Source organism: Mycobacterium sp. BMJ-28 (assembly GCF_054404835.1).
Genome location: NZ_CM136783.1, coordinates 4,201,729 through 4,228,358, shown reverse-complemented (window position 1 = coordinate 4,228,358; position 26,630 = coordinate 4,201,729). Strand labels below are relative to the sequence as shown.

Genomic DNA, 26,630 nt, shown 5'->3' with positions numbered 1-26,630 from the left:
GTCAGCGCAGGATGGTGGCGACGATCCCGGCCAGATAGCCCAGCCGGGCGACCTCGGACGGCCGGAACGCCGGCCCACCCGGTCGGCCCAGCAGCACGGCGGTGCCGTGATCGCCCAGGGGAGCGGCGGCCAGCGTGGTGTCGATATTGCGCCAGACCGCAGGCACCCAGTTCGCCGTACCGTCCAGAACGGCGGCATGCTCGATCGGCAGCCAGGGCGCGGTTTGGGCGTGCGTCTCGGGTGCGCTCGGACTCCCGACGACGGTGTCCACCCCGCCGTCGCGCAGGCGCAGCACCGAACACCAGCCCACCCGAAGCACTTTCGGCGCCTCGTCGGCCAGCACCCGCAGCTTGTCCTGCCGGTCGCCGGCCGCGGCGATCTGGTCGATCAGCTCGAGTTCGCGGTGGGCTTCCAGCAATCCGGTGTGCGGGCGGATGCTGTCGACATACACACCCTGGATGTGTTCGGCCGCGGTGATCAGCGAATCGGGCATCGCACCGGCGGGCAGCTCGACCACCAGATCGTCGATCGCGTAGCCCGCCGCGCGCTCGACCACGTCCAGGGACAGGATGTCGGCGCCCACCGAGCCGAGCGCGACGGCCAGCGAGCCGAGGCTGCCCGGTCGGTCCTCCAGCTGGACCCGCAGCAGATATGACGGCACGCGCAACACCTTGTCACAGCCGCCGGGGAGCGGCGAATCTTGAGCCTGGGCACAGCGACTAGGCTGCTTTGTCGTGTCACAGATCTCTCGGGACGAGGTAGCCCACCTTGCGCGGCTGGCCCGGCTCGCCCTCACCGATGGCGAGTTGGACAGTTTCGCCGGTCAACTCGATGCCATCCTGGCCCACGTCGGCCAGATCCAATCCGTCGACGTGACCGGCGTCGAAGCCACCGACAATCCGTTGAAGAGCGTGAACGTCACCAGGGCCGACGAGGTGGTGCCGAGCCTCACGCAGGACGAGGCCCTGGCGGCCGCGCCGCGCACCGAAGACGGGCGCTTCGCCGTGCCCCGCATCCTGGGAGAAGCAGAGTGACCGACCTCATTCGCGCGGATGCCGCCACGCTGGCCGCCAAGATCGCCGCCGGGGACGTCACCTCCACCGAGGTGACCCAGGCGCATCTGGATCAGATCGCGGCGACCGACGACCGCTACCACGCCTTCCTGCATGTCGGCGCCGAGCAGGCCCTCGACGCGGCCGCCGAGGTGGACCGCAAGGTCGCCGCCGGTGAGCGGCTGCCCTCGTCGTTGGCCGGTGTGCCGCTGGCGCTCAAGGATGTCTTCACCACCGTCGACGCGCCGACCACGGCCGGCTCCAAGGTCCTGGAGGGCTGGCGGTCGCCGTACGACGCGACGGTCACCGCGAAGCTGCGCGCGGCCGGCATCCCGATCCTGGGCAAGACCAACATGGACGAGTTCGCGATGGGCAGCTCGACCGAGAACTCGGCGTACGGCCCCACCCGCAACCCGTGGGACGTCGATCGGGTGCCCGGCGGCTCCGGTGGCGGAAGCGCCGCGGCGCTCGCGGCGTTCCAGGCCCCGCTGGCCATCGGCACCGATACCGGCGGGTCGATCCGGCAGCCGGCGGCCCTCACCGCGACCGTGGGGGTCAAACCCACCTACGGCACGGTGAGCCGGTACGGGCTCATCGCGTGCGCGTCGTCCCTGGATCAGGGTGGGCCGTGCGCGCGCACGGTGCTCGACACCGCGCTGCTGCACCAGGTGATCGCGGGCCACGACCCGTGCGATTCCACGTCGATCGACGCCGCGGTGCCCGATGTGGTGGGCGCGGCGAAGGCCGGTGCGTCCGGCGACCTCAAGGGTGTGCGGGTCGGCGTCGTCAAGCAGTTGCGCGGTGAGGGCTATCAAGCCGGCGTGCTGGCCTCGTTCAACGCCGCCGTCGAGCAGCTCACCGCCTTGGGCGCCGAGGTGAGTGAGGTGGACTGCCCGAATTTCGAGCATGCGTTGGCGGCCTACTATCTGATCCTTCCGTCGGAGGTGTCGAGCAACCTGGCCCGCTTCGACGCCATGCGTTACGGCTTGCGTGTCGGCGACGACGGCACGCACAGCGCCGAAGAGGTGATGGCGCTCACCCGCGCCGCCGGTTTCGGGCCAGAAGTCAAGCGCCGCATCATGATCGGTGCCTACGCGTTGTCGGCGGGCTACTACGACGCGTATTACAACCAGGCCCAGAAGGTGCGCACGCTGATCGCGCGCGACCTGGACCGGGCCTACCAGAGCGTCGACGTCCTGGTCACCCCGACCACGCCGTCCACGGCGTTCCGGCTGGGGGAGAAGGTCGACGATCCGTTGGCCATGTACCTGTTCGATCTGTGCACCTTGCCGCTGAACCTGGCCGGGCACTGCGGGATGTCGGTGCCGTCCGGGCTGTCAGCCGATGACGGGCTGCCGGTGGGCCTGCAGATCATGGCCCCGGCGCTGGCCGACGATCGGCTCTATCGGGTCGGTGCGGCCTACGAGGCGGCCCGCGGGGACCTGCCCGCGGCGGTCTAGGCGTCCGGAAATCACCCTGCAGGGGGAGTGCTGCGCGGTCGATCCGCCCTAACATTCAGGCGGTGGACAGACCGACGGCATTCAAGAGCTGGCACTGGCGCACCTGGCTGGTGGTGATCATCACCGCGATCCTGTACGCGGTCGGCTGGCCGACGCTGTTTCTGACCCATCAGGTTCCCGCGGCGCTGGCGCCCATCGTCGCCGCGCTGGCGGCCTGGCCTCTGCTGCTGATCACGATCAATCCCCTTCTGGGATGGTTGATTTCGGCCGGCGCGGCGGTGGCGATTCCGCTGTTCTTCGATCGGCTGCCGGGCTGGAGCTACCCGTGGCAGGTGGTGCACTTGATCGTGTTGCTGGTGCTCATCGTCGCGGTGGCGTGGACCAGGCCACTGCCGGTGGTGCTCAAGGTATGGGGGGCGTCGGCGGTGCTGTTCCTGATCGCCATGCCGGCCGAGGCGGACGCCGGCTGGGCGTTCGGTGTCACGGCCATCGTGTTCGGCGTGGTGCTGGTGCGCGGGCTGGTGTTGTCGCGCCGCCAGGTCGCCCGGCTGGAGGAGGAGAGCGATCTGGAGCGGGCCCGCCGCACGGTGCTCCAAGAACGTACGAGGATCGCCCGCGATCTGCATGATGTCGTCGCGCACCACATGTCGATGGTGGTGGTGTCGGCGCAGACCGCGCCGTACCGGCACGCCGACGTGCCGCCGCGGCTGCAGACCGAGTTCGAGACCATTGCCGCGACCGGCCGTCAGGCACTCAACGAGATCCGCGGTCTGCTCGGGGTGCTGCGCAGCGATACCGACGTGGCCGAGTTGGCCCCCGCTCCGGCCGTCACCGATCTGCCCGCGTTGTTCGCCGCGACGCAGCGGGCCGGCGTGCCCCTGACCTGGCAGATCGACGGGTCGACCACATTGGTGGGTGAACTGATCGGGGCGGCGGCATACCGGATCGTGCAGGAGTGTCTGGCCAATGCGTCCCGGCACGCCGCGGGATGCCTGGTGGCCGCCGATATCAGCATCACCGTGGACGGGGTGGGGATCGAGATCCGCAACCGGCTGGCGGCGACCGCACCGTGGCCGGCGCCCGAGCCCGGGCTCGGTATCTCCGGCATGCGGGAACGGGCCGCCGCGGTCGGTGGCATGGTCGCGGTGCACGCCGACGACGACGAGTTCGTGGTGTGGGCCTATCTGCCGGCGGTCCCGGCTACCGTGGCGGGATGTCCGGCCTGATCACCACCTTCATCGCCGACGATCAGGCGATGGTCCGGCAGGGGTTCGGGGCGCTGCTGGCGGCGCAGGACGATATCCGGGTGCTCGGTGATGCGGCCAACGGGCGGGATGCGGTGCGCGCGGTGCGTGAGCTCGTCCCCGATGTGGTGCTGATGGATGTCCGGATGCCGGAGATGAACGGCTTGGATGCCGCCCGGGAGATCCTGGCCCGGACGACGTCGAAGGTCTTGATGCTGACCACCTTCGATATCGACGAGTACGTCTATGCCGCTCTGCGGGCCGGAGCCAGCGGGTTCCTGCTCAAGGACGCTCCCGCCGAGGAGTTGATCCGGGCGGTACGGGTCATCGCCGCCGGGGAAGCTCTGCTCGCACCGTCGGTGACGCGACGGATGATCGCCGAACTGGTCACCTGGCCCGGCACGCCGCGGCGGTCGCCCGATGAATTGGCCCTGCTCACCCGCCGGGAGACCGAGGTGATGCATCTGATGGCGCGCGGCATGTCCAATGCCGAGATCGCCGCCGAGTTGTTCGTCTCCGAGGAGACGGTGAAGACGCACGTCGGCAAGGTGTTCGCGAAACTCGGACTGCGTGACCGTGCCCAGGCCGTCGTGATGGCCTATGACACCGGGCTGGTGTCGCCGTTCGCGCCCTGAATCCCAGGCGCGCCGCGGCCGGGCGAAGCTGGCAGGATCTAGGCCATGCGAATCGGAGTGCTGACCGGTGGTGGCGATTGTCCCGGCCTGAATGCGGTCATTCGGGCCGTCGTGCGGACGTGCGACGTCCGGTACAACTCCTCGGTCGTCGGGTTCCTCGACGGTTGGCGCGGGCTGCTCGAGGACCGTCGCATCCAGCTTGCCAATGACGACCGCAACGATCGGTTGCTCGGCAAGGGCGGCACCATTCTCGGCACTGCGCGGGTCAACCCGGACAAGCTGCGGGCCGGGCTGGACCAGATCAAGCAGACGATGGAGGACAACGGCATCGACGTGCTGATCCCGATCGGTGGCGAGGGCACGCTGACGGCGGCGCACTGGCTGTCGGAGGAGAACGTGCCCGTGGTGGGGGTGCCGAAGACGATCGACAACGACATCGATTGCACCGACGTGACGTTCGGTCACGATACGGCCCTGCAGATTGCCAGTGATGCCATCGACCGGCTGCACAGCACCGCCGAGTCGCATCAGCGCGTCATGCTGGTCGAGGTGATGGGCCGGCACGCCGGGTGGATCGCGTTGAATGCGGGCCTGGCCTCGGGTGCGCACATGACGCTGATCCCCGAGCAGCCGTTCGACGTCGAGGAGGTCTGCCGGCTGATCAAACAGCGGTTCGTCCGCGGCGACTCGCATTTCATCTGCGTGGTGGCCGAGGGCGCCAAACCCGCCGAGGGATCGATGCAGTTGCGTGACGGCGGTATCGACGAATTCGGGCATGTGAGATTCACCGGGGTGGCACACCAACTCGGCGTCGAGATCGAGAAGCGGATCAAAAAGGAGGTCCGCACCACGGTGCTCGGTCACGTCCAGCGCGGTGGCACCCCGACGGCGTATGACCGGGTGCTGGCCACCCGGTTCGGGGTGAACGCCGCCGACGCCGCGCATGCCGGGGAGTACGGCACGATGGTGTCGCTGCGCGGCCAGGACATCGGCCGGGTGTCGCTGGCCGATGCCACCCGCCAGCTCAAACTGGTACCGCAGAGCCGCTACGACGACGCCGCCGACTTCTTCGGCTGACCTGTCAGGCGCTCTTGAACGCCTCGCGGCGCAGCAGCTGCCACATCGACGGGGTGTCCACGGTGGTCGAGATGGTGACCGTCGCGCCCGGCAGCGGGGTGGTGGCCAGCCTGAGCAGGTAGTCGGCCAGGTCGGTGCGCGACGTGAAGGCTCCGACCGGGTCCTGTTGCCCACCAACATATTCGGTGACGTACGGAAGGTCGAATAGCCCGGAGGGGCGCACGATCGTCCAGTCCAGACCGCTGGCGGCGACGATGGCCTCCATGCGGCGCATGTCGGCATACAGCGTCTTGCCGAAGATATTGCTGATCACCGGCTGGACCAGTCGCAGCGACAGCGGTGTGCCGGTTCGACCGGGGTACTCGGCGATGGCGCTGGAGCTGACGACGGCCAATCGGGTGACACCGTGTGCGCGCATCGCCGCGACGATGTTGGTCAGCCCCAGCGAATAGGTGTCCACGGGTTCCCGGGTGAAGGTGACACCGAGGGTGGACAGCACCGCGTCCGCCCCGCCGACCACCCTCGCCACGGCCGCGGCGTCCCGCACGTCAGCGCCCGCCACGGTGAGTCCGGGGCCGGTGACCGGGAAGTTCGCGGGCGCCCGGGTGACTGCGACGACGTCGTGCCCGGCGGCCAGTGCCAGCCGGGTGAGTTGACGGCCGGTACCGCCGTTGGCGCCGAAGATGACGAGCCGCATGATGTCCTCCATATAGTCACTAGATGTGATGATCACTATAAGTGACAATCATGCATGGTGCTAATATTCCGTGGATGGCCGATGAATCGCCCGGCATTGCCGCCCTCGACCAGCGCATCCCATTCCTGCTCTCGCAGTTGGGCGCGCATGCCGCCGACAGCTTCCGGAGCCGTCTGGAGCCGTTGGGTATTCGGCCGCGGGCCGTCGCGGTGCTGCTGACGCTGGCCGGCACCGACGGTCTGTCCCAGCGCGAGTTGGCGGCTCGCCTGGGGCTGCACCGCAACGTGATGGTGTCGCTCATCGACGCCCTGGAGTCCGAGGGGCTGGTCGAACGCCGCACCCATCCCGCTGACCGCAGGGCGTTCGCCGTATCGCTGACCGACCGGGCCCGCGCGGTGCTGCCCGCGCTGGACCGGGTGGTGGGTGAGCTGGAGGACGAAGTCAGTGCACCGCTGTCGGTCGACGAGCGGGCGATACTGCTGCGGGCCCTGCAGCGGCTGTCCGCGGCGGCCGGTCTCACTCCCGGCGTGCACCCGAAATTGGCCTGACCGGCCCCACTAGGATCACTGCCATGTCTGTCGATACCGCCGAACTCCTCGATTACGACGAGGTCCTCGCCGCCTTCGAACCCGTGATGGGTATGGAGGTACACGTCGAGCTGTCGACCGCCACCAAGATGTTCTGCGGCTGCGCCAACGCATTCGGTGCCGAGCCCAACACCCAGGTGTGCCCGGTCTGTCTGGGTCTGCCCGGTGCGCTGCCGGTGCTCAACGAGGCCGCCGTCGAGTCCGCGATCCGGATCGGGCTGGCGCTCAACTGCGATATCGCGCCGTGGGGCCGGTTCGCGCGGAAGAACTACTTCTACCCCGACCAGCCCAAGAACTACCAGATCTCGCAGTACGACGAGCCGATCGCCGTCGACGGCTACCTCGACGTGCCGCTGGACGACGGCACCACCTTCCGTGTCGAGATCGAGCGCGCGCACATGGAAGAGGACACCGGCAAGCTGACCCATCTCGGGAGCGACACCGGCCGGATCTCCGGGGCCACCACGTCGCTTGCCGATTTCAACCGCGCCGGGGTGCCGTTGGTCGAGATCGTCACCAGGCCCATCGAGGGCACCGGTGAGCGGGCCCCCGAGATCGCCCGCGCCTATGTCACCGCGCTGCGCGATCTGCTGCGCGCCCTTGGTGTCTCCGATGTGCGGATGGATCAGGGGTCGATGCGGTGTGACTCCAACGTGTCACTGAAACCCAAGGGCGCCAACGAATTCGGTACCCGCACCGAGACCAAGAACGTCAACTCGCTCAAGAGTGTCGAGGTGGCGGTGCGCTACGAGATGCGCCGCCAGGCGGCGGTGCTGACCTCCGGGGGCACCGTCACCCAGGAGACCCGGCACTTTCACGAGTCCGGGCACACGACGCCCGGACGCAGTAAGGAAACCGCCCAGGACTACCGCTATTTCCCGGAGCCGGACCTGGAGCCGGTCGCCCCCAGCGCCGAACTGGTGGACCGGTTGCGCACCACCATCCCCGAGCTTCCGTGGTTGGCGCGCAAGCGCATTCAGCAGGACTGGGGTATCTCCGATGAGGTGATGCGCGACCTGGTGAACAACGGCGCCATCGATCTGGTCGCGGCCACCGTCGCCCACGGCGCCGCCAGTGAGGCCGCGCGCGCGTGGTGGGGCAACTTCCTGGTGCAGAAGGCCAACGAAACCGGGGTGGAGCTGGACGCACTGCCGATCACGCCGAAGCAGGTGGCTGCGGTGGTCCGGCTGGTCGACGACGGCAAGCTGTCGAACAAGCTGGCCCGGCAGGTGGTCGAAGGTGTGCTGGCCGGCGAAGGCGATCCCGAGCAGGTGATGACCGATCGCGGACTGGTCATGGTGCGCGACGATTCGCTGATCCAGGCCGCCGTCGACGAGGCACTGGCCGCCAATCCCGATGTCGCCGAAAAGATCCGGGGTGGCAAGGTGGCTGCTGCGGGCGCCATCGTCGGCGCGGTGATGAAGGCCACCAAGGGCCAGGCCGACGCCGCGCGGGTGCGCGAACTGGTGATCGCGGCGTGTAGCTAGCGCTTACGTCTTGTCGGCGTTGGTGCGGGGGAAGCCGCCGCCCGCCGGGAACAGCGGGAAGACCACGTCGTCGAGTTTCTCGGCGTCGCCGGAGGTCTTGTTGATCGTGCCGCCCCACACGTTGCCGTCCGGCGACACCGCCAACGCCCAGGCGTGGCCGTGCTGGTCCTGGCGCACCACCTCGGGTTCACCGGTCACCGCGCCGGTGTCCGGTGCCATCCGCACGGCCACGGTCTGCTTGGTGTTCACCAGGTTGACCAGCACGGCACCGTCGAGCGCGGCGCAGCCGGCCACCCCGGGCCGGTCCGGCCAGGACCACACGGTGGTCACCTTGGAATCCTTGGTGATCTTCTGCAGCCGGTCCGCCGTCGGCGTCCGGTCGGTGATGTACAGCGACCCGTCGGCCGGATCGGTGCACATCGCACCGGCCGCACCCATCCCGGACAGTGCGGTGGTGGGTGGTGCCTGATCGACGGTGGTGGGCTGCTCGATACGCAGGATCTTGCCGGCCAGCGAGGCCGGGTCGTTGGCCAGCGCCGGGTTGCCCGCATCGCCGGTCTGCACCACCAGCGTCGTCGGGCTGGTGAAGATCAGCGAGCCGGCATTACCGGTCGCGCCCTTGGGGATACCGGTGAGCAGCGGCTTGGGGACATCGTCGTCGGCGATGCGGATCACCCGGTTGTCGGTCGGGGTGCTGATGTAGGCGTACATCAGCCGGTCCTGTGAGTAGGTGGGCGACATCACGATGTCGAGCAGACCGCCGTCACCGGATGGGTCGACGGGGATGACCACCTTGATCTTGGGTTCGGCCTTCGTCGACACGTCCTTGACGGCGCCGGTGACCCGCTCGGCCACCAGTGCCGACTGACTGTCCGGGCCCATGATCAGTCCGCTGGTGCTCTCCAGGCAGCCCTGCATCACCCCGGGGGCGGGGCACTCCTTGGGAAACGGCGTGCCCGGCAGTGGCGGGGGAGGCGGCGGCGAGGACGACGGTGGGGCTTCCATCTGTGGCTCGGTGGTGAACGGTTGCGACTGGGCGTCGTCGAACCGCGCGCACCCGGACCCCACCAGCAGCACCGCGCAGAGCGCCGCGGCGCCTCGGAGCGCCGTCACCGTCGGCCCACCCTGTGTCATGCAGGCCAGACTACGGATGGAATCTGCAGCCGCGCCACGAAGGTGCCCGCGCCGGGCGCCCCGCGGCGCAGTGTCACGACTGCGCATCGGTGTGGATACGGAGGTATTCGTACCGCGCCAATACCGTGTTACGGCGTGTCTTGCACTTACCCTGGCAACCGTGACCGCTGAACCCCATGACGTGACCGACTGGCAACGGCCGGCGTCGGCGCGGCTGGTCGACCCGGAAGACGACCTGCCCTCGTCGACGTACGGCGGTGACTTCGAGACCACGGCGATCCCGCGGTACGACACCGCAGGCACCGCGAAGCCGGAGCAGTCCAGCTACTCGCTGCTCGGCGACCCCGAACCGCTGCCCTATGTGTCCCCGGAAACGGCGAACCCATATGCGACCGCGCCGGCGGTCCCCGTGGAAATCGGACCGCACGACGCCGACCAGCGCATTCGGCTGGCCGGAAAGCGCGGCACCACCGACCTGGGGTTGTTCCTGCTGCGCGCCGGACTGGGTGTGTTGCTCGTCGTGCACGGCCTGCAGAAGGCCTTCGGCTGGTGGGGCGGCTCGGGGCTGAGTGGTCTCCAGGGTTCGCTGACCGACCTGGGCTATCAGCACGCCGGCATCATCACCTACGTCGCCGCCGGCGCGCAGATCGGCGCCGGAGTGCTGCTGGTGCTGGGACTGTTCACCCCGCTGGCCGCCGCCGCCGCGCTGGCCTATCTGATCAACTCGCTGGTGGCCGCCATCGCAGCCGCGCCGGACCACAGTTTCGTCAGCTTCGTGGTGCCGTCCGGGCACGAGCATCAGGTCACCCTCGTGCTGGTGGCGGCGGCGCTGACGCTGACCGGCCCCGGGCGCTACGGCCTGGACGCCGGCCGCGGCTGGGCCCGCCGACCGTTCGTCGGATCGTTCCTGGCGCTGCTGCTCGGGATCGGTGTCGGCGTCGGCTTCTGGGTGCTGCTCAACGGCGCCAATCCGATCGGCTGACTCACTCGTACGGGTTGGGCACCCGGCCCCCGCTGGCCGAGGTCAGCAACGGCAAGGTGGAGAACGTCACCGCGGGCAACACGATTTCGCCACCGTCGGTCAGTCGGGCTCGCGCCCACGAACTCTTGCTGAACCGCAGTCCGTCGATCCGTTCCCAGCGCACCGCGCGGCTGTGCAGCAGTGTGCGCACGGTGACCTGGTCCCGGTCGGCCGTCGTGCGATAGCGAAAAATAGCTGCCGACAACAGGATCGGGATGATCAGCAGGACCGCGGCATAGCCCGGCCAGGCCAGGATCAGGGCGAGCAGACCCAGGGTGAAGAAACCCACCCCGATATGGGCCATCGGGGAGATGCGGATGACGACGTCGGTCTGCGCACGAGCGGAACTCACGAATCCATCTTCGCACTGCACCTGCGCGCCGCAGCCACCGTGCGACGCAATTTGACCTTTGACCAGTGCGCGGGCTACCGTCAGTTGTTATGCAGAAGCCCGAGATTCTCGTAGTACTTGGTTGGCGCGTTGATGCCGCGCTGGCCCTCGCTTGGGCATAGCAAACAGCATCGACGCGCCAACCCTCGTACAGCGGCTTCCGCTGACGGGGGTTTTTTGTTGCCCGAGACCAGAACCGATCAATCCGAACACGACGAAGAGGACACCGTGAGCGCTCCCACCACGCGGCCCCCCGAAACCGCCCAACGCGCGAACGCACAAGTGCCGCCGGCCAAGACGGCACCGCAGCCCAATCATGTTGCGCCCGTTGAACTCACCGGCGCCCAGTCGGTGGTTCGCGCGCTGGAGGAGATCGGCGTCGAGGTGATCTTCGGTATCCCCGGCGGCGCGGTGCTGCCGGTGTACGACCCGCTGTACGACTCGCTGAAGTTGCGCCACATCCTGGTTCGGCACGAGCAGGGGGCCGGCCACGCCGCCAGCGGGTACGCCCATGCCACCGGCAAGGTCGGGGTGATGATGGCCACCTCGGGTCCCGGCGCCACCAACCTGGTCACCCCGCTGGCCGACGCCCAGATGGACTCCATCCCGGTGGTTGCCATCACCGGCCAGGTCGGGCGCGGCCTGATCGGCACCGATGCCTTCCAGGAAGCCGACATCACCGGCATGACCATGCCGATCACCAAGCACAACTTCCTGGTGCGCAACGGCGACGACATCCCGCGGGTGATCGCCGAGGCGTTCCACATCGCCGCATCGGGACGTCCCGGCGCGGTGCTCGTCGACATCCCCAAGGACATCCTGCAGGGGCAGTGCACGTTCTCCTGGCCGCCGGTGATGGATCTGCCCGGCTACAAGCCGAACACCAAGCCGCACAGCCGCCAGGTGCGCGAGGCCGCCAAGCTGATCGCCGCGGCCCGCAAGCCGGTCCTCTACGTCGGCGGCGGCGTCATCCGCGGTGAGGCCACCGCTGAGCTGATGGACCTGGCCGAACTGACCGGCATCCCGGTGGTGACCACCCTGATGGCGCGCGGCGCGTTCCCCGACAGCCACCCGCAGCACATGGGTATGCCCGGTATGCACGGTGCGGTGTCGGCGGTGGCCGCGCTGCAGAAGGCCGACCTGCTGATCGCGCTGGGCACCCGCTTCGACGACCGCGTCACCGGCAAGCTGGAGTCATTTGCACCGGGCGCCTTGGTGATCCACGCCGACATCGACCCGGCCGAGATCGGCAAGAACCGGCATGCCGACGTTCCCATCGTGGGTGACGTCCGCAACGTCATCACCGAGCTGTTGGCGATCCTGCGCCGCGACGGTGTTTCGGCGGCGTCGCTGAAACTGGACGCCTGGTGGGAGTACCTGTCCAGCATCAAGTCGACCTACCCGCTGAGCTACGGCCCGCAGAGCGACGGCAGCCTGAGCCCCGAGTTCGTCATCGAGAAGCTGGGCCAGATCGCCGGCCCCGAGGCGCTGTACGTCGCCGGCGTGGGTCAGCACCAGATGTGGGCCGCGCAGTTCGTCAAGTACGAGAACCCGAAGACCTGGCTGAACTCCGGCGGTCTTGGCACCATGGGATTCGCCGTGCCGGCGGCCATGGGCGCCAAGTTCGGCCGGCCCGAGGCCGAGGTGTGGGCCATCGACGGCGACGGCTGCTTCCAGATGACCAACCAGGAGCTGGCCACCTGTGCCATCGAGGGTGCACCGATCAAGGTCGCGTTGATCAACAACGGCAACCTGGGCATGGTGCGGCAGTGGCAGACGCTGTTCTACGAGAAGCGCTACAGCCAGACCGATCTGTCCACCCACAGCCGTCGGATCCCCGATTTCGTCAAGCTGGCCGAGGCGCTGGGTTGCGTCGGATTGCGTTGCGAGCGTGAAGAAGACGTCGAGGACGTGATCAACCAGGCCCGTGCCATCAATGACCGGCCGGTGGTCATCGACTTCGTGGTCGGCGCGGATGCGCAGGTGTGGCCGATGGTCGCCGCCGGAACCAGCAACGACGAGATCGAGGCCGCCCGCGGGATCCGGCCGCTGTTCGACTCGGAAGAGGGGCACGCCTGATGACTGTCTCCACGCATACGCTGTCGGTCCTCGTCGAGGACAAACCCGGCGTGCTGGCCCGCGTCGCGTCGCTGTTCTCCCGGCGCGGGTTCAACATCCAGAGCCTGGCCGTCGGCGCGACCGAGCAGAAGCATCTGTCGCGGATGACCATCGTCGTCGAGGTCGAGGATTTCCCCCTCGAGCAGGTCACCAAGCAGCTGAACAAGCTGATCAACGTGATCAAGATCGTCGAGCAGGACGAGGAGCAGTCGGTCTCGCGGGAGCTCGCGCTGATCAAGGTGCGCACCGACGCGGCCACTCGCAGCCAGGTGATTGAAGCGGTCAATCTGTTCCGTGCCAAGGTGGTGGACGTGTCCACCGAGTCCCTGACCATCGAGGCCACCGGCACCCCGGCCAAACTGGAGGCGTTCCTGCGGGTGCTCGAGCCCTACGGGATTCGTGAGATCGTGCAGTCCGGCATCGTGTCGTTGTCGCGCGGGCCGCGCGGTATCGGCACCGCGAAATAGCTTTCACAGAACGAATCAAAGAGACAAAGAGAAGGAAAATTCAGTGGCAATCGAACTGTTCTACGACGACGACGCGGATCTGTCGATCATCCAGGGCCGCAAGGTCGCGGTGATCGGCTATGGCAGCCAGGGCCACGCCCATTCGCTGTCGCTGCGTGACTCGGGCGTGCAGGTCAAGGTCGGCCTGAAAGAGGGCTCGAAGTCCCGCGTCAAGGTCGAGGAGCAGGGCCTGGAGGTCGGTACGCCGGCCGAGGTCGCCAAGTGGGCCGATGTGATCATGGTGCTGGCGCCGGACACCGCGCAGGCCGAGATCTTCACCAAGGACATCGAGCCCAACCTGGAGGACGGCAACGCGCTGTTCTTCGGACACGGCCTGAACATCCACTTCGGTCTGATCAAGCCCGCCGAGAACATCACCGTGGGCATGGTCGCCCCCAAGGGCCCCGGCCACCTGGTGCGTCGGCAGTTCGTCGACGGCAAGGGCGTGCCCGCGCTGATCGCCGTCGCCCAGGACCCCAAGGGCGAGGGCCAGGCGCTGGCGCTCTCGTACGCCGCCGCTATCGGTGGCGCGCGCGCCGGTGTCATCAAGACCACCTTCAAGGAAGAGACCGAGACCGATCTGTTCGGTGAGCAGGCCGTGCTGTGCGGTGGCACCGAAGAGCTCATCAAGACCGGGTTCGAGGTCATGGTCGAGGCCGGCTACGCCCCCGAGATGGCCTACTTCGAGGTGCTGCACGAGCTCAAGCTCATCGTCGACCTGATCTACGAAGGCGGCATCGCCCGGATGAACTACTCGGTGAGCGACACCGCGGAGTTCGGCGGCTACATCTCCGGTCCGCGGGTCATCGACGCCGACACCAAGGAGCGCATGCGCGCCATCCTCAAGGACATCCAGGACGGCAGCTTCGTCAAGCGTCTGGTCGCCAACGTCGAGAACGGCAACACCGAGCTCGAGGGTCTGCGCAAGGCGAACGCCGAGCACCCGATCGAGGTCACCGGCAAGAAGCTGCGCGACCTGATGAGCTGGGTCGACCGGCCGATCACCGAAACGGCGTAACCAGACGCCCACTGGCCAGTTGTTGCACGCAAATTACCAAAAAGCGTGCAATAACTGGCCTTTCGGCGTTCAGGGGGTGGCTTCGTGGCCGTCGCGGCCCTTGCTGCGGCGGTCCTCTTTCATCTCCGCCTCGAACACGTGACGCTTTCCGTCCATCAGCTCATCGCGAACACGTTTCTCGTGCTCGCGGAACCGCCACCAGTAATCGTCGTCGAACTCCTCGATGACCTGAAAGGTCCAGCGGCCACGAATCACGTTGCGCCCGACGATGTCCTCGGACAATCGGTCGGCGACCCCGGCGTGCCCGGCCGCGCGCAGATCGTCGCAGGCCTGCCCGAGCAGCAGATCCGCGTGCCCCATCAATTGGTGGAACGAGTACAGGTGGCCCCTGGCCCGTTCGACATACTCCAGCGCCTCCGAGACCTTGCCTACGGCCTCGACGGTCGCATCGCTGACACCCGGCGGACGCCCGTGCGCGTCGTCCAACCGCGTCACGACGACCGCCTGCCTTTGTGCAATTGCTCACTCACCCCCGCTGGTATACCCACAAAACGAGGGTGCGTCACGGTGCGAGCGACGGCAGTTTCCTGATCCCGAATTCGCGCCGCAGCACCGTGCGCGCCGCGTAATAACCGGCCATTCCGTGCACACCGCCGCCGGGTGGGGTGGCCGACGAACACAGATAGGCCTTCGGGATGGGTGTGGTCCACGGATTCAGTCGCGGTGTCGGGCCGGCCAGCGCGCTGATCATGTTGTTGCCGCCCACCCCGATATCGCCGCCGACCAGATTCGCGTTGTGGTCGGCCAACCGCGACGCCGGGACGCTGCGCGTCGCGACGACGATATCGCGGAAACCGGGGGCGAAGCGCTCGAAGATGCCGGTCACCGCTTCGGCCATGTCTCGCGAAGAGCCATGTGGCACATGCACATACGTCCACAGTGGCCGGCGGCCGGCGGCGTCGATGCGGCCCGGGTCGGCCACATGCGGCAGCGCGGCCAGCACCATCGGCCAGTCGGCGTGCCGGCCGGCGGCGATCTCGGACTCGGCCAGTGCCATCTGTTCGCGACTACCACCCAGGTGCAGGGTCGGCGCCTGCGCCAGACGTGGATCGCGCCACGGGATCTCGCCGGAGAGCACGAAGTCGATCTTGGCCACCCCGGGCCCGTACCGGTAACGCCGCAGCGCCCGGGCGTATCCGGACGGCAGGGCGGCACCGTAGATGGACAGCAACGCGGTGGGGGCGGTGTCGTAGAGCACCACACCGCCCGGCGGCGCGGTGACCTCCTGGCCGAGCACCAGCTCACCGCCGTGGGCGGTCAGGTCGGCCAGCAGTGCGTCCGGGATGGCCTGCGAGCCGCCGACCGGGATCGGCCACCCCACCGCGTGCCCGAGGGTGCCCAGCATCAGCCCGGCGCCGCTGGAGACCAGCGAAGGCATCTGCGAGATGGTATGTGCCGCAACACCACTGAACAACGCGCGGGCGTCCGCGCCGACGAGGTGGCCCCACAGCGGGGTGCCCTGGGTGAGCAACCGGGGTGCCACCTTCGCCGCCGCCGACAACGGGGGGACCGAGCGCTTGTCACCCAGGATCAGCCGCACCACCGCGTCCCAGTCGTCGACCAGCGGCCCGAGCAGATGTCCCCACGACGCGCCGTGCTCGAGTTCGGCACAGGTACGCCCGATATCGCGGTAACCGATCGCCGCCGGACGGTCGGCCAGCGGGCTGGCGTAGGAGATCTCCGGTGCCGGCAGCCTCACCCCGCGTGCGGTCAGGTCGAAGGCGGCGAAGAACGGTGATGCCAGCGCCAGCGGATGCACCGCCGAGCAGACGTCGTGGGTGACGCCCGGGTACTCCGGATCGGGCCGGGTGCGGGCGCCGCCACCTGCCGTGGGCTGCGCCTCGATGACCCGCACGGCCAGCCCGGCGCGCGCGAGGATCACGGCGGCGGTCAGTCCGTTGGGCCCACTTCCGACGACGGTGACGTCCATGACCCCATCCTGGGTCAATGCCCGGTGTTTCGTCGGGATTGCAGCCCACTATCCTTACCGCGTGAGTCTTCCCGTTGTACTGATCGCCGACAAGCTCGCCGAATCGACCGTCGCCGCCCTCGGCGACCAGGTAGAGGTTCGCTGGGTGGACGGTCCGGACCGCCCGAAACTGCTCGCCGCGATCGCCGATGCCGATGCCCTGCTGGTCCGTTCGGCGACCACCGTCGACGCCGAGGTGCTGGCCGCGGCGCCCAAGCTCAAGATCGTCGCCCGCGCCGGCGTGGGCCTGGACAATGTCGACGTCGAGGCCGCCACCGCCCGCGGTGTGCTGGTGGTCAACGCCCCGACCTCCAACATCCACAGCGCCGCCGAGCATGCGCTGGCCCTGCTGCTCTCGGCCGCGCGCCAGATCCCGGCCGCTGACGCCACGCTGCGTGCGCACACCTGGAAGCGGTCGTCGTTCTCCGGTACCGAGATCTTCGGTAAGACCGTCGGCGTGGTCGGCCTGGGCCGGATCGGCCAGTTGGTCGCGCAGCGGCTGGCCGCCTTCGGCGCGCACGTCACCGCGTATGACCCGTACGTCTCGCAGGCCCGCGCCGCCCAGCTCGGCATCGAACTGCTTACCCTGGACGAGTTGCTGGGCCGCGCGGACTTCATCTCGGTGCACCTGCCAAAGACCAAGGAGACCGCCGGCCTGCTCGGCAAGGACAACCTGGCCAAGACCAAGCCCGGCGTGATCATCGTGAACGCCGCGCGCGGTGGTCTGATCGACGAGCAGGCCCTGGCCGACGCGATCACCAGCGGTCACGTACGGGCCGCCGGCCTGGACGTGTTCGCCACCGAACCGTGCACCGACAGCCCGCTGTTCGAGTTGCCTCAGGTGGTCGTCACCCCGCACCTCGGTGCGTCGACAGAAGAAGCCCAGGACCGTGCGGGCACCGACGTCGCCGCCAGTGTGAAACTGGCGCTGGCCGGTGAATTCGTGCCGGACGCGGTCAATGTCGGCGGCGGTGTGGTCGGCGAGGAAGTCGCGCCGTGGCTGGATCTGGTGCGCAAGCTCGGGCTGCTGGTGGGCTCGCTGTCCGACGCCGCCCCGGTGTCGCTGACCGTCCAGGTGCGCGGCGAGCTCGCATCCGATGATGTTGAGATCCTTCGGTTGTCGGCACTGCGTGGGCTGTTCTCGGCCGTCGTCGACGAGCAGGTGACGTTCGTCAATGCGCCCGCGCTGGCCAAGGACCGCGGTGTGACCGCCGAGATCTCCACGGCGAGCGAGAGCCCCAATCACCGCAGCGTGGTCGACGTGCGCACGGTGTACGCCGACGGCAGCTCGCTCAATGTGGCGGGCACGCTGTCCGGGCCGCAGCAGGTGCAGAAGCTGGTGCAGATCAACGGGCGCAATTTCGACCTGCGCGCCGAGGGTTTCAACCTGGTGGTCAACTACAGCGATCAGCCCGGTGCGCTCGGCAAGATCGGTACCGAACTCGGCGGTTCGAACGTCAACATCCTGGCCGCCCAGCTGAGTCAGGACGCCGGCGGGGACAGCGCGACGATCATCTTGCGTCTGGACACCGACGTACCCGAAAACGTGCGCGCCGCGATCGCCAAGGCGGTCGGCGCCACCACACTGGAAGTGGTTGACCTGTCGTGAAACTAGCTGTCATCGCCGGCGACGGCATCGGTCCCGAGGTCATCGCCGAGGCGCTCACGGTGCTCGACGCCGTGCTTCCCGGTGTCGAACGCACCGAGTACGACCTGGGCGCGCGGCGCTATCACGCGACCGGTGAGCTGCTCACCGCGGAGACCATCGAGGAACTCCGCGGCTACGACGCCATCCTGCTCGGCGCGATCGGCGATCCGTCGGTCCCCAGTGGCGTGCTGGAACGCGGTCTGCTGCTGAAACTGCGTTTTGCTTTGGATCATCATGTGAATCTGCGGCCGGGCCGGTTGTACCCCGGCGTGACCAGCCCGTTGTCCGGCGTCACCGGTATCGACTTCGTGGTGGTGCGCGAGGGTACCGAGGGGCCCTACACCGGCAACGGCGGGGCGCTGCGGGTCGGCACGCCGCACGAGGTCGCCACCGAGGTCAGCGTGAACACCGCCTTCGGCGTCGAGCGCGTCGTGCGGGACGCGTTCGTCCGCGCCCAGTCGCGGCGTAAGCACCTGACGCTGGTGCACAAGACCAACGTGCTGACCTTCGCGGGCAGCCTGTGGTCGCGCGTCGTCGCGGAGGTGGGCACGGAGTTCCCCGACGTCGAGGTGGCCTATCAGCACATCGATGCGGCCACCATCCACATGGTCACCGACCCCGGCCGGTTCGACGTGATCGTCACGGACAACCTGTTCGGCGACATCATCACCGACCTGTCGGCGGCGGTGTGCGGCGGTATCGGTCTGGCCGCCAGCGGCAATATCGATGCCACCCGGACCAATCCGTCGATGTTCGAGCCGGTGCACGGCAGCGCGCCCGATATCGCGGGCCAGGGCATCGCCGATCCGACGGCCGCGGTGATGAGTGTGGCCCTGCTGCTGGCTCATGTCGGCGAGACCGAGGCGGCGGCCCGGGTGGACAAAGCCGTCGGTGAGCACCTGGCCACCCGCGGGGACGCCAAGCAGTCCACCAGCGAGGTGGGAAAGCGGATCCTGTCGCTGCTGTAGGGGTTTAGCGCGTTGACCGCCCACTGCGCGACGCTCACGCGGCAGTGCTGGTTGTTCGCGGCCGGTTCGATCTGCTTCGCGGTGGCCACCGTGCCCGGCTTCGCGGAGCTGGCCGGTACCGGCGCTGCGAATGTGTTGTGCTTCATCGGGTCGTGGTTCTTCACCACGGCCGGCTGGATGCAGCTGCGACTGTCCGGCGCCGGGGCCGGCTGGTGGTCATCGGCAACCCAATGGGCCGGCACCATCCTGTTCAACATCAGTACCGGCGCGTCGGTGTGGGCGCACACGATTCACGGCGAACGTCGCTACGTGTGGGCGCCCGACGCCACCGGGTCGGTGGCATTCCTCATCTCCGGTGTCCTGGGTGTTCTCGTCGTCGGTCTGTGGGATCCGAGATCGGTTGACTGGCAAGCCGAATGGATCAATCTGGTGGGTTGTGCCGCGTTCGGTGTCTCCGCGCTGGCGGCGTTCGTGACCAAGGCCGGCGTGACCGTCGATGCGCGGCTGGCCAACCTCGGCACCTTCGCCGGTGCGTTGTGTTTCCTGGTTGCCGCGCTGCTGATCCTGCCCCGGCGGCACCCCGAAACATGATGCCCGATCACTTGTTTCATCGGCGCGATGAGTTTTGCGGGCGCCGCCGGTCTGATGATCATGGGAAACATTCAGATCGAACTGTTCGCCAGCCTCGACCTCGTTGCGCAGGCACCGGGTGGGCCTGACGAAGATCCGGTGGGCTTCTCGTTCGGCGGCTGGCAGGCGCCGCTGATCGACGAGGTCGCCGGCGCCCAGATCGCCGCCGCGTATGAGGGCGCCGACGCGTTGTTGCTCGGCCGGCGCACCTACGACATCTTCGCCGCCTACTGGCCGCACCAGGACGACGAATTCGCCGCGTTGTTCAACCGCATCCCGAAGTATGTGGCCTCCCGTGGCAGGCCCGACCTCTCGTGGTCCGGATCGACCCAGCTCGGCCCCGACCTGGCCGGCGCGGTACGTGAGATCGCCGATCGGCACGAGCAGGTGCGGGTGGTGGGCAGCCTGAATCTGGTGCAGACGCTGCTGCGGGAGAAGCTCTTCGACCACCTCGACCTCTGGGTGCACCCGATCCTGCTCGGCACCGGGAAGAAGGTATTCGACGGTGGTGCCGTGCCGTCGAACCTCGCCCTCGTCGAACCGCCGGCGGCCAGTCCCAAGGGCACCGTGCACCTGCGCTACGCCCTGGCCGACGGTGTTCCCCAGACCGGGGATATGAGCGGCTAAGCCGTGTGTTCGCGATCGGCCGGCACCAGTGGGATGGCGATCACCGGGAACAGCGCGCACACCAGGAACGCCGCCGGATAGCCGAGCAGGCCGATCAACGCGCCGAACACCGGCGGCGCGGCCGACATGGCCAGGTGCTGGCTGGTGTTCTGGGTGCCCAGCGCACGGCCACTCCAGAACGGCCCGGCGATCTCTGCGATGGCGGTGAATGCCAGTCCGTTGTCGGACACCGTGATCACCGACGCGATCACCACCAGGACGACGCTGACGGGGGAGTGCAGCCAGTCGGTGAGCGCCAGCAGCGCCATCGATGCCGCGGCACCCGCGGCGATGGTGCGGATCGGTCTCAGCCTGGCGCCGGTGACGTCCGACCAGCGTCCAGCTGCGATCCGGCCTGCGGCGCCCAGGATCTGGGCCGCGGTCACCAACAGTCCGGCCGAGGCCGCCGACCAGTCGCGGGTGGTCATCAGCCACACCAGGGTGAAGGTCCACACCACCGACTGCGGTACCACCAGCAGCACGGACACCGCATGGATGCGCCACAGCATCGACGACCCGCGGTACGGATTGGCCAGATGCGCATCCGGAGCCTCGGCGCGCGGCGGTCGCGGCGGGTCGATGACGCCCACCAGGCACATCGCGGCGGCCAGCGCACAGACCACCGCCGGAAACAGTAAAGCCGTTGCCACACCATGAGTTTCGGCCAGGCGGGGGATCACCAGTGCGCCCAGGCCGACACCCAGTGGGGTGGCGGTCTGCCTGATGCCCATCACCAGCCCGCGCTGCTCGGGCGGAAACCAGCCGACCACAAGCCGTCCACTGGCCGAATTGCTGCTGGCGGCGGCCATTCCGCCGATCAGCAGGAAGGCTCCGACGGCCAGCAGTGAGTGTGCCGACGCGGCGGCGAAGGCGGCCACGGCGGTCAGCGCCGACCCCAGACTCAGCACCAGGCGTTCGCCGGACCGGTCGACCACATAACCCCACAGGATCAGCGTCGTCACCATCCCCAGGCTGGGCATCGCCGACAGCGTCCCGGCCTGGGCGAGACCCAGACCGCGCTCGGTGTGCAGGGTCGGAATGAGGAAGGCGGCACCGTTGATGAAGACGTTTGCGCATGTGGTTGCGGTGAGCGCGATCACCAGCATGGACCAGCGACGGGCGGAACCGATCGTGGCGGTGGGCATAGCGCCATGGTGTCACGACCATCCCAAAATATTGAACGCGTATCTCAAAATATGAGAACCTCGGTCACTGTCATAACCTGGGGCGGTGTATTTACGCAGAGTCGCCATAATGCTGGTGAGTGGATTGATTGCCGCAACGACGCTGGCCCCGTTGGCTTCGGCGGCCGAGTTGAACTGGTCCGGGCTGGACGCCCGCCAGCACAGCGGTGCGATCCCGGCGCCCGGCAAGCTGATCTCATCGGCGCCGCTGGACCCCGCGTTGTGGATACCGGGCGCGGCACAGGCCTACCGGATCTTGTATTCGACTGTGGATCAACATGACTCGCCGGCGGTGAGCACCGCCGCGGTGTTCGTCCCCGGCGGACCCGCACCGGCGGGCGGTCGGCCGGTGATCGCCTGGGCGCACGGCACGGTCGGACTGGGCGACGACTGCACACCGTCCGCGCTGCCCCGAAGCGAACGAGATGACGAATATCTGGCGCACTGGCTGGACGAGGGCTACGTGGTGGTCGGCTCCGATTACGCCGGACTGGGCACTCCTGGCCTGATGAGCTACCTGAACAGCGTGGCGACCGCGCACAGCGTGGTGGACTCGGTGATCGCCGCACATCACCTGGACCTGCCGCTGTCACCGAAGTGGGCCATCGTCGGCCAATCCCAGGGCGGTGCCGCCGCGGTCAACAGCGCCCGGTGGGCGACCGAGTTCACCCGGGGGACCGGACTCGACTACCGCGGGGTGGTCGCCACCGGCACGCCGTTCAATGTCGAGGCCATCGTCGGGCAGGGCGGCCCCGACATGGTGCTGCCGCCCGATCTCGGGCCCGCCGCCGCCGCCTACACGGCCTACATCCTGGCCGGCGTCCGCGAGGCACGCCGCGATCTGGCCATCGATTCCGTGCTCAGCGCCGCCGGGGCTGCCGCCGTGGACAAGGCCGAGACACTCTGCACGGCGGCGCTGGGCCAGGCGCTGGACGGGTTGTCGCCGCCGGCCTTCTTCCGGGCGCCGCTGAGCTCGCTGCCCGGGATCACCGAGGCGCTGTATGCCTACATGGGCACGCCGACGACCGGCTATGACCGCCCCATCTTCCTCGGCGTGGGCCTGCAGGACCGGGATGTGCCGCCCAGCATGTCCCTGGCGCTCGATGACCAGTTGCGGGCCAACGGCCAGGACGTGACGCTCAAGGTCTATCCCGACGAGGACCATTCCGGCACTGTGCTGGCCTCGATCGTGGACTCCACGCCGTTCCTGCGTGCCCAGTTCACGGGGTGAGCAGGGACCCTCACTAGGCTGGCCGGATGCGTCTTGGTCGAATCGCCAGTCCCGACGGCGTCGCCTTCGTAGTCATCGAAGGCGACCCGAACTCCGATGCGGTGTGCCGCGAGATCGCCGAACAGTATCTCTCGCGCAACCCCACTTTCACCGGCCGCAGCTGGCCGCTGGCCGATGTCCGGCTGCTGGCGCCGATCCTGGCCAGCAAGGTGGTGTGCATGGGCAAGAACTACGCCGCCCACGCCCGCGAAATGGGCGGCGAAGCACCCGAATCCCCGGTGATCTTCCTCAAGCCCAACACCGCCATCATCGGCCCCAACGTGGCGATCCAGTTGCCCGCCGATGCCCACCCGGTGCACCACGAGGGCGAGCTGGTCGCCGTCATCGAACGGCCGTGCAAGGACGTGCCCGCCGCGAAAGCCGCCGACTACATCCTGGGCTACACCATCGCCAACGATGTCTCCGCCCGCGACCAGCAGAAGCAGGACGGGCAGTGGATGCGGGCCAAGGGGCATGACACCTTCTGCCCGGTGGGGCCGTGGATCGAGACGGCCGTCGACCCGTCCGGTCTGGACATCCGCACCGAGGTCAACGGCACGGTGCGCCAGGACAGCAACACCGCACTGCTGCTACACGATGTCGGCGCGATCATCGAATGGGTGTCGGCGGTGATGACACTGCTGCCGGGGGACCTGATCTTGACCGGGACACCCGAGGGTGTCGGCCCGATCGAAGACGGCGACACCGTCAGCATCACCGTCGAGGGTATCGGGACCCTCTCCAATCCTGTTGTGCGCAAGCAGAAGTAGAGGCACGTCATGACCGTTCGCGTACGTTTCTGTCCGTCGCCCACCGGTACCCCGCATGTCGGCCTGGTGCGCACCGCGCTGTTCAACTGGGCCTACGCCCGGCACACCGGCGGCGCCTTCGTGTTCCGCATCGAGGACACCGATGCCGCCCGCGACAGCCAGGAAAGCTATGACGCCATCCTGGACGCGCTGCGCTGGCTCGGGCTGGACTGGGACGAGGGCCCCGAGGTGGGCGGCCCGCACGAGCCCTACCGGCAGTCGCAGCGCGCCGAGATCTATCGCGGTGTGATCGCCGAGCTGCTGGCCGCCGGCGAGGTGTACGAGGCCTTCTCGACCCCCGAAGAGGTGGAGGCCCGGCACATCGCGGCGGGCCGGAATCCCAAGCTGGGCTACGACAATTTCGACCGCGACCTCACCGCCGAGCAGCGCGCGGCGTTCACCGCCGAAGGCCGTAAGCCGGTGTTGCGGTTGCGGATGCCCGACGCGGATCTGTCCTGGAACGATCTGGTCCGCGGCCCGACCACCTTCCCGGCAGGCTCCGTGCCGGATTTCGCGATCACGCGGGGCAACGGAGATCCGTTGTACACCTTGGTCAACCCGGTCGACGATGCGCTGATGAAGATCACCCACGTGCTGCGTGGCGAGGACATCATGCCGTCCACGCCGCGCCAGATCGCGTTGTACCAAGCACTGATCCGAATCGGCGTCGCCGAACGTGTTCCTGAATTCGCGCACCTGCCAAGCGTTTTGGGCGATGGCAACAAGAAGCTGTCCAAGCGCGACCCGCAGTCGAATCTGTTCCTGCACCGTGATCGCGGCTTCCTGCCGGAGGGGTTGCTGAACTATCTGGCGCTGCTGGGCTGGGGGATCGCCGACGATCACGACGTGTTCGGCCTCGACGAGATGGTGGCCGCGTTCGACGTGGTCAACGTCAACTCCAACCCGGCCCGGTTCGATCAGAAGAAGGCCGATGCGATCAACGCCGAGCACATCAGACTGCTCACGCCTGCGGATTTCGCCGCCCGGTTGGATGCCTACCTGGGCGCGCACGGCCACGACACCACCCTCGACGACGCCGCTTTCGCCGAGGCGGCCGCACTGGTGCAGACGCGGATCGTGGTGCTCGGCGACGCCTGGGACCTGCTGAAGTTCTTCAACGACGACGCCTACGTCCTCGACGACAAGGCCGCGGCCAAGGAACTCGGACCGGACTCCGCGGCGGTGCTGGACGCCGCGCTGGCGGCGTTGGAGGCCGTGTCCAGCTGGACCACCGCGGGCATCGAGACCGCGCTGAAGGCGGCCCTGCTGGACGGTCTTGAGCTCAAGCCGAGGAAGGCGTTCGGCCCGATCCGGGTGGCGGTCACCGGCGCGACGGTCAGCCCGCCGCTGTTCGAGTCGATGGAATTGCTCGGCGCGGACCGCAGTCTGGCCAGGCTGCGGGCCGCAAGGGGTGGGGTGTGAAAAGTGGCCCCGATTCTTTGGTAATCTGTTCGTCGGCCCGAAAAGCACAGCGGAGATCCTCGCCGCGGCGCTGATTGGGCCAACTGATGCCCTGACCTGCGGTGATGGGTGTCAAATGGGGTATGGTGTAATTGGCAACACTAGGGATTCTGATTCCCTCATTCTAGGTTCGAGTCCTGGTACCCCAGCCAATCCGGTGATTAGGTCAGTACTGGCTCCTGGGCTATGCTTTCCCTCCGGATTGAGTTCTAGCCCCCGTCGTCTAGCGGCCTAGGACGCCGCCCTCTCACGGCGGTAGCGTGGGTTCGAATCCCATCGGGGGTACCACCGGAGATCCCGGGACTGCGAAGTCCCGGGATTTTTTCGGCTCACGGTCAGAGGAAGCCGATGCGGTTGCGGCCGGGCCCGACCGAGGGCTCCGGATCCGAATTCAGTGTCCCGCTCAGCAGCTCGTAATAAATGTCACGAAAATCGGTGGTGGTCTTCAAGTCGCCGTCGTCGAGATCGGTCAGGCTCGGTTCGTCGCCGTAGAACCCACCCTTGACCCTGGGGCCGGCGATGAACACGGGGCCGGACGTGCCGTGGTCGGTGCCCTGGGAGGCATTGGCATCGACGCGTCGGCCGAATTCGGAGTACACCATGACGACGAGATTGCGGCCGTGGGCGGTGTGGCCGACCTGCCGCAGAAACGGTGCCAGCGCGTCGTCGAGGGCCTTCAGCAGTCGCTGATGGTCACCCCGCTCGTCGGCATGCGTGTCGAAGCCGCCCAACGTCACCATGTACACCCGGGTCGGGACTCCGGCCTTCACACACTGGGCCACCAGATCCAGGTCCTCGGCCAGTTGCTTGCCCGCGCTCATGGTCGCCGTATCCGGCAGAGGTTTGTCGGTGAACGCGCTGAACGCCGAGTCGGTGGTCTTGTAGGCCCGGTAGTTGGCGCGCACCGCGGCCATCGCCGGCGAATCGCGCGGATCGGGCGCGCTCAGTGCTTCCAGGGTGTCGGCGACATCGTCGGGAATCTGCGGGATGCTCACGGAAAGCCCTGCGGCGACCTGCTTCTCGCCGACCGCCAGCGGGGGCAACACCGATCCGACGTTGACGGCGCGCAGCGGATCGTCGCCGCCGGCATCCAGCCAGCGGCCGATCCAGCCCGAGGACAACGGCGCACCCGGCGACGCCGTCTGCCAGATGTCCATCGACCGGAAATGGCTGCGATCCTGTTTCGGATAGCCCACCCCGCGCACGATGGCCAACTGATTGTCGGCCCAGATCTCCTTCAGCCCGGTCAGCGCGGGGTTGAGGCCCAGCCTGCCGTCGAGGTCGAGCACCTCGTGCGGGGCGAACGCGAGATCGCGCCTGGCATCGTGATATGCGTTGTCGGCGACCGGGATCACGGTGTTGATGCCGTCGTTGCCGCCGTAGAGGGTGAGGATGACCAGGATGCCTGCGTCCGTGGACAGCGGGCGTTCCTGCCCGTGCCGGAGCAATTGCGGCAGCGTGACGGCGGCCCCCGACAGCAGGCCTGCGGCACCCACACTGGCGATCAGGAAGTTGCGGCGGTTCAACTCGGGCATCGG

General features: G+C 68.0%; 26 protein-coding genes and 2 tRNA genes. 20 read left to right on the top strand and 8 right to left on the bottom strand.

All coding sequences use genetic code 11. The features are described 5' to 3' along the window. Position 1 precedes the first annotated feature (1 nt). Positions 2-661, bottom strand: coding sequence for an ACT domain-containing protein (locus ACXPWS_RS21005; protein WP_458708502.1), 660 nt, complete (start codon positions 659-661; stop codon positions 2-4). A gap of 73 nt (positions 662-734) precedes the next feature. Between ACXPWS_RS21005 and gatC the strand changes: the two genes are divergently transcribed. The 5 genes from gatC to ACXPWS_RS20980 all read left to right on the top strand — a co-directional run bounded on the left by gatC (position 735) and on the right by ACXPWS_RS20980 (position 5,468). Further along, entirely contained in the window at positions 735-1,034 is a 300-nt protein-coding gene (gene gatC / locus ACXPWS_RS21000; protein ID WP_458708501.1) for an Asp-tRNA(Asn)/Glu-tRNA(Gln) amidotransferase subunit GatC, read from the top strand. Next, complete coding sequence (gatA, locus tag ACXPWS_RS20995) at positions 1,031-2,512, top strand: Asp-tRNA(Asn)/Glu-tRNA(Gln) amidotransferase subunit GatA (RefSeq protein ID WP_458708500.1); 1,482 nt, start codon at positions 1,031-1,033, stop codon at positions 2,510-2,512. Before gatC ends, gatA begins: the two co-directional genes overlap by 4 nt. A gap of 62 nt (positions 2,513-2,574) precedes the next feature. Beyond that, the gene (locus ACXPWS_RS20990) at positions 2,575-3,738 is read left to right on the top strand and encodes a sensor histidine kinase (RefSeq protein WP_458708499.1); all 1,164 of its coding nucleotides are present in this window, start codon (positions 2,575-2,577) and stop codon (positions 3,736-3,738) included. Further along, positions 3,726-4,391 (top strand): response regulator, encoded by a 666-nt coding sequence (locus ACXPWS_RS20985; RefSeq protein ID WP_458708498.1) that lies wholly within the window; start codon positions 3,726-3,728, stop codon positions 4,389-4,391. Before ACXPWS_RS20990 ends, ACXPWS_RS20985 begins: the two co-directional genes overlap by 13 nt. A gap of 45 nt (positions 4,392-4,436) precedes the next feature. Beyond that, positions 4,437-5,468, top strand: a complete 1,032-nt coding sequence (locus tag ACXPWS_RS20980; protein ID WP_458708497.1) for an ATP-dependent 6-phosphofructokinase — start codon at positions 4,437-4,439, stop codon at positions 5,466-5,468. 4 nt (positions 5,469-5,472) lie between these two features. Here the strand turns inward: ACXPWS_RS20980 and ACXPWS_RS20975 are convergent, their stop codons facing one another. Then, positions 5,473-6,165 carry an NAD(P)-dependent oxidoreductase gene (locus ACXPWS_RS20975; protein WP_458708496.1) on the bottom strand — a complete coding sequence of 231 codons (693 nt, stop codon included), beginning with the start codon at positions 6,163-6,165 and terminating at the stop codon, positions 5,473-5,475. 74 nt (positions 6,166-6,239) lie between these two features. On the opposite strand from ACXPWS_RS20975, the gene ACXPWS_RS20970 reads away from it, so the two are divergent. Beyond that, positions 6,240-6,713 (top strand): MarR family winged helix-turn-helix transcriptional regulator, encoded by a 474-nt coding sequence (locus ACXPWS_RS20970; protein WP_458708495.1) that lies wholly within the window; start codon positions 6,240-6,242, stop codon positions 6,711-6,713. 23 nt (positions 6,714-6,736) lie between these two features. Then, on the top strand, positions 6,737-8,239 hold the full coding sequence (gene gatB, locus ACXPWS_RS20965) for an Asp-tRNA(Asn)/Glu-tRNA(Gln) amidotransferase subunit GatB (RefSeq protein ID WP_458708494.1): 1,503 nt from the start codon (positions 6,737-6,739) through the stop codon (positions 8,237-8,239). 3 nt (positions 8,240-8,242) lie between these two features. Here gatB and ACXPWS_RS20960 read toward each other — a convergent pair whose 3' ends face one another. After that, positions 8,243-9,373, bottom strand: a complete 1,131-nt coding sequence (locus ACXPWS_RS20960) for a PQQ-dependent sugar dehydrogenase (RefSeq protein ID WP_458708493.1) — start codon at positions 9,371-9,373, stop codon at positions 8,243-8,245. A gap of 160 nt (positions 9,374-9,533) precedes the next feature. Here ACXPWS_RS20960 and ACXPWS_RS20955 point away from each other — a divergent pair, with 160 nt between their 5' ends. Beyond that, positions 9,534-10,355 carry a DoxX family protein gene (locus ACXPWS_RS20955; RefSeq protein ID WP_458708492.1) on the top strand — a complete coding sequence of 274 codons (822 nt, stop codon included), beginning with the start codon at positions 9,534-9,536 and terminating at the stop codon, positions 10,353-10,355. Between the two features lies 1 nt (position 10,356). Here ACXPWS_RS20955 and ACXPWS_RS20950 read toward each other — a convergent pair whose 3' ends face one another. Then, positions 10,357-10,698, bottom strand: a complete 342-nt coding sequence (locus tag ACXPWS_RS20950; protein WP_458713628.1) for a PH domain-containing protein — start codon at positions 10,696-10,698, stop codon at positions 10,357-10,359. A gap of 315 nt (positions 10,699-11,013) precedes the next feature. Here ACXPWS_RS20950 and ACXPWS_RS20945 point away from each other — a divergent pair, with 315 nt between their 5' ends. Genes ACXPWS_RS20945 through ilvC form a run of 3 tightly spaced genes read left to right on the top strand, consistent with a single transcriptional unit; the run spans position 11,014 to position 14,427 of the window. Next, positions 11,014-12,864, top strand: a complete 1,851-nt coding sequence (locus ACXPWS_RS20945; RefSeq protein ID WP_458708491.1) for an acetolactate synthase large subunit — start codon at positions 11,014-11,016, stop codon at positions 12,862-12,864. Next, positions 12,864-13,370, top strand: a complete 507-nt coding sequence (gene ilvN, locus ACXPWS_RS20940; RefSeq protein WP_458708490.1) for an acetolactate synthase small subunit — start codon at positions 12,864-12,866, stop codon at positions 13,368-13,370. The genes ACXPWS_RS20945 and ilvN overlap by 1 nt, the downstream gene beginning before the upstream one ends. A gap of 55 nt (positions 13,371-13,425) precedes the next feature. Continuing rightward, on the top strand, positions 13,426-14,427 hold the full coding sequence (gene ilvC, locus ACXPWS_RS20935) for a ketol-acid reductoisomerase (protein WP_199196252.1): 1,002 nt from the start codon (positions 13,426-13,428) through the stop codon (positions 14,425-14,427). A 69-nt stretch (positions 14,428-14,496) separates the two neighbouring features. On the opposite strand, the gene ACXPWS_RS20930 is transcribed toward ilvC, so the two are convergent. Together ACXPWS_RS20930 and ACXPWS_RS20925 are read right to left on the bottom strand one after the other, a co-directional pair. Continuing rightward, entirely contained in the window at positions 14,497-14,922 is a 426-nt protein-coding gene (locus ACXPWS_RS20930; protein WP_458708489.1) for a hypothetical protein, read from the bottom strand. 67 nt (positions 14,923-14,989) lie between these two features. After that, positions 14,990-16,417 (bottom strand): phytoene desaturase family protein, encoded by a 1,428-nt coding sequence (locus ACXPWS_RS20925; protein ID WP_458708488.1) that lies wholly within the window; start codon positions 16,415-16,417, stop codon positions 14,990-14,992. A gap of 61 nt (positions 16,418-16,478) precedes the next feature. Between ACXPWS_RS20925 and serA the strand changes: the two genes are divergently transcribed. The 4 genes from serA to ACXPWS_RS20905 are packed head-to-tail and all read left to right on the top strand — an operon-like array spanning position 16,479 to position 20,329. After that, the gene (gene serA, locus ACXPWS_RS20920; protein WP_458708487.1) at positions 16,479-18,065 is read left to right on the top strand and encodes a phosphoglycerate dehydrogenase; all 1,587 of its coding nucleotides are present in this window, start codon (positions 16,479-16,481) and stop codon (positions 18,063-18,065) included. Continuing rightward, positions 18,062-19,072 carry a 3-isopropylmalate dehydrogenase gene (locus tag ACXPWS_RS20915; protein ID WP_458708486.1) on the top strand — a complete coding sequence of 337 codons (1,011 nt, stop codon included), beginning with the start codon at positions 18,062-18,064 and terminating at the stop codon, positions 19,070-19,072. Before serA ends, ACXPWS_RS20915 begins: the two co-directional genes overlap by 4 nt. Before the next feature lie 12 nt (positions 19,073-19,084). Continuing rightward, positions 19,085-19,663 (top strand): hypothetical protein, encoded by a 579-nt coding sequence (locus tag ACXPWS_RS20910; RefSeq protein ID WP_458708485.1) that lies wholly within the window; start codon positions 19,085-19,087, stop codon positions 19,661-19,663. Positions 19,664-19,723: 60 nt separating this feature from the next. Further along, on the top strand, positions 19,724-20,329 hold the full coding sequence (locus tag ACXPWS_RS20905; RefSeq protein ID WP_458713627.1) for a dihydrofolate reductase family protein: 606 nt from the start codon (positions 19,724-19,726) through the stop codon (positions 20,327-20,329). Here ACXPWS_RS20905 and ACXPWS_RS20900 read toward each other — a convergent pair. Then, positions 20,326-21,513: an MFS transporter gene (locus tag ACXPWS_RS20900; protein WP_458708484.1), complete on the bottom strand. Its 1,188-nt coding sequence runs from the start codon at positions 21,511-21,513 to the stop codon at positions 20,326-20,328. The two genes, ACXPWS_RS20905 and ACXPWS_RS20900, sit on opposite strands and share 4 nt — an antisense overlap. A 109-nt stretch (positions 21,514-21,622) precedes the next feature. On the opposite strand from ACXPWS_RS20900, the gene ACXPWS_RS20895 reads away from it, so the two are divergent. The 5 genes from ACXPWS_RS20895 to ACXPWS_RS20875 all read left to right on the top strand — a co-directional run bounded on the left by ACXPWS_RS20895 (position 21,623) and on the right by ACXPWS_RS20875 (position 25,380). Then, positions 21,623-22,783, top strand: a complete 1,161-nt coding sequence (locus ACXPWS_RS20895) for an alpha/beta hydrolase family protein (protein ID WP_458708483.1) — start codon at positions 21,623-21,625, stop codon at positions 22,781-22,783. Positions 22,784-22,809: 26 nt separating this feature from the next. After that, positions 22,810-23,592: a fumarylacetoacetate hydrolase family protein gene (locus tag ACXPWS_RS20890; protein WP_458708482.1), complete on the top strand. Its 783-nt coding sequence runs from the start codon at positions 22,810-22,812 to the stop codon at positions 23,590-23,592. 9 nt (positions 23,593-23,601) lie between these two features. Then, the gene (gene gltX, locus ACXPWS_RS20885; RefSeq protein ID WP_458708481.1) at positions 23,602-25,053 is read left to right on the top strand and encodes a glutamate--tRNA ligase; all 1,452 of its coding nucleotides are present in this window, start codon (positions 23,602-23,604) and stop codon (positions 25,051-25,053) included. A 116-nt stretch (positions 25,054-25,169) separates the two neighbouring features. Continuing rightward, positions 25,170-25,244 (top strand) — tRNA-Gln (locus tag ACXPWS_RS20880). Positions 25,245-25,304: 60 nt separating this feature from the next. Further along, positions 25,305-25,380 (top strand) — tRNA-Glu (locus ACXPWS_RS20875). Between the two features lie 47 nt (positions 25,381-25,427). Here the strand turns inward: ACXPWS_RS20875 and ACXPWS_RS20870 are convergent. Beyond that, positions 25,428-26,627 carry a DUF1501 domain-containing protein gene (locus ACXPWS_RS20870; protein WP_458708480.1) on the bottom strand — a complete coding sequence of 400 codons (1,200 nt, stop codon included), beginning with the start codon at positions 26,625-26,627 and terminating at the stop codon, positions 25,428-25,430. Positions 26,628-26,630: the final 3 nt, after the last annotated feature.